Below are 2,526 nucleotides of genomic sequence, written 5' to 3' on the forward strand. Positions count from 1 at the left end.
AAAATTAAAACACATAAAATTACTGGACTTTATTGCAGATCATTATAAAGAAAAGTTGACGCTTTCTAGAATGGCAAAAGAATGCCATGTAAGCGAGGAATACTTTAGTCGTGAGTTCAAAAAAATCACAGGCGTTAATTTTAGTATGTATTTAAAACAATATCGAATTTATCAATGTATGAAAGATGTTCTGTATTCAAATAAAACCATTACAGAAATCGCAATAGAATATGGATTTGCGAATGTGAAGTCTTTTATTACTTCTTTTGAGGAATTTTACCATGTTTCACCACATAAATATCGAAAAATGTCAAGAAATGACAATGATAAGGCTAATAATTGACAACAATATTGTTTCTTGTTGTGTTAACATAGGTGTGTGAAAAAAAATAATGACATGGATTGTCATTTTATAGACGAAAGAAAAATAATAAACCATAATATGGAGAGATGCGCGGCTTGACTGAAGTTTGGGAAGGGAATTATAAAATTTTTCTTTCGTCTATTCACTTTTTTTGAAAATAAAAAAATGATACGGTTTTTCTTTTTGAATCCATAAAAAAACTTTTGATTTTACTTTTTTTTAAAAAAAAGAATTGAGATATAAGATAAATGTTTTATATTGATACAGTAATCATATAAACAACTAAATCCGCATAAATGTACATTTCATATCTTCCCTTAATCGTTTATGTGATTCCAAAGTGTCTGTATAGACACTTTTTCTTTATGGTTTTATACTATATTTATGAAAAAAGCAATTTTGTTTCCGGGAATTGGTTATCACTGTGATAAACCATTGTTGTATTATACAAAAAAGATTTTAAAACAATATGGATATGATATACAGGAAATTGTATTTCAAAATCTGCATTTTGATTTAGAACAATCAAAAGAAATGGCATACAATCAGGCTTGTTGTCAAATACAAAATCTTGATTCCAATACTTTATTTGTTTCCAAGAGTATTGGAACTTATTGTGCAGGAAAACTGGCTGAAAAATATCAAATACAAAATCATATTTATTTTACACCGTTAAAATTTTCTAAAAAATATATTACAGATCGGGATTTGGTTTTTTCGGGAACCAGGGATCCCTTTGTTTCGAATGAAGATATACCAATACATTGTTATCGCATTGAAAATGGAAATCATTCATTGGAAACGGGAAACATTCAAAAGGATTTAGAAAATTTAAAATGGATTTGTGAATGGGTTGAAAAATTTATAAAAGAAAGAGGTTAATATGTGCGGACGCTATTATATTGATTTATATACGCTTTCAAAATTCACAAAAGAAACAATAAAAACAGGTGATATTTATCCTGGACAGGAGGCATTGGTTCTTGTTGGAAATGAAAAAATGCTTCCTAAAAAAATGAAATGGGGCATACAGTTTCAAAATCATCAAATCATTAATGCACGTATTGAAAAGAAGTATTCCTTGCCGCGCTGCGTGATTCCGGCTTCTTCTTTTTATGAATGGGATGACAATCAAATAAAAGTTACGTTTTATAAAGAAAATCAAATTTTATATTTTGCAGGTCATTATCAAAATAATCATTTTGTGATTGTGACTACGAAAGCCAATGAGTCCATGAAAGAAGTACATCCTAGAATGCCTTTGATTCTAAAAAAAGATGAAGTCAAAGAATATTTAAAAGGAAAATCTTTTGAGAACTATATTCCAGAAGAATTGTCTTCTAGTCAGGCTATCAAGCAACTATCGTTATTTTAAAAAAATTATATATATGAAAAAAGGAGATCGTAAAATGAAGGTTTTATTAGTAAATGGAAGTGCACGTAAAAATGGGTGTACAAATGAAGCTTTACAAGAAGTAAAACGAGCATTAGAGGAAGAAGGCATCGAAACAGAAATGTTTTTTATTGGCAATCAGCCATTGTCAGACTGCATGGGTTGTAATTTTTGTCGAAAAAATGGATATTGTGTATTTGAAGATTGTGTCAATGATTTTGTGAAAAAAGCACAAGAAGCCGATGGCTTTGTGTTTGGCTCTCCTGTTTATTTTGCACATCCAAGTGGTCGTTTATTAACTTTTATGGATCGTGCTTTTTATTCAAAAGGCGATGCATTCAAATACAAACCAGCCGCTGCCATTTTATCAGCTCGAAGAGCAGGAACTACAGCGTCGTTTGATGTCATCAATAAATATTTTTCCATTCGTTCAATGCCTATTGTATGTTCAACATATTGGAACCATGTTTATGGTTCACAAGCAGAAGATGTTTCAAAGGACATTGAAGGATTGTGTACGATGTATAATTTAGGAAAAAACATGGCCTGGCTGTTAAAGTGTATTGAAACTGGAAAAGAACATGGCGTTGTTCATCATGATAATCAGAAACAACTCACAAATTTTATTCGATAAAAATGAGGTTTGAAAGCCTCAATTTTTTTGTCACTTTATTTTCATAATTCATTTATTGTAAATAATAAATGAAATGATGTAAAAAATAACCAAAATCACAATTTCTAAATATGATAAGATGAAAGTACTAAACAG

4 protein-coding genes are annotated in these 2,526 nt (G+C 29.8%); all 4 read left to right on the forward strand.

Annotated features, from left to right (window positions below; translation table 11 throughout):
* A partial coding sequence (locus tag ACI32A_RS03350) for a helix-turn-helix transcriptional regulator (protein WP_439753609.1) occupies positions 1-343 on the forward strand: 343 nt, incomplete at its 5' end.
* 405 nt (positions 344-748) lie between these two features.
* A complete protein-coding gene (locus ACI32A_RS03355) occupies positions 749-1,246 on the forward strand; it encodes a hypothetical protein (protein ID WP_439753610.1) in 498 nt (165 codons plus the stop codon).
* A gap of 1 nt (position 1,247) precedes the next feature.
* Positions 1,248-1,739, forward strand: a complete 492-nt coding sequence (locus tag ACI32A_RS03360) for an SOS response-associated peptidase family protein (protein WP_439753611.1) — start codon at positions 1,248-1,250, stop codon at positions 1,737-1,739.
* Positions 1,740-1,773: 34 nt separating this feature from the next.
* Positions 1,774-2,391, forward strand: a complete 618-nt coding sequence (locus ACI32A_RS03365) for a flavodoxin family protein (RefSeq protein ID WP_439753612.1) — start codon at positions 1,774-1,776, stop codon at positions 2,389-2,391.
* Positions 2,392-2,526 lie beyond the last annotated feature (135 nt).

Source organism: Floccifex sp. (assembly GCF_051873555.1).
GTDB lineage: Bacteria > Bacillota_I > Bacilli_A > Erysipelotrichales > Erysipelotrichaceae > Floccifex.

Bases quoted from the DNA above. Each gene is read 5' to 3' on its own strand.
- ACI32A_RS03360 (WP_439753611.1), top strand. From the start codon at position 1,248: ATGTGCGGACGCTATTATATTGATTTATATACGCTTTCAAAATTCACA.
- ACI32A_RS03355 (WP_439753610.1), top strand. From the start codon at position 749: ATGAAAAAAGCAATTTTGTTTCCGGGAATTGGTTATCACTGTGATAAA.
- ACI32A_RS03365 (WP_439753612.1), top strand. From the start codon at position 1,774: ATGAAGGTTTTATTAGTAAATGGAAGTGCACGTAAAAATGGGTGTACA.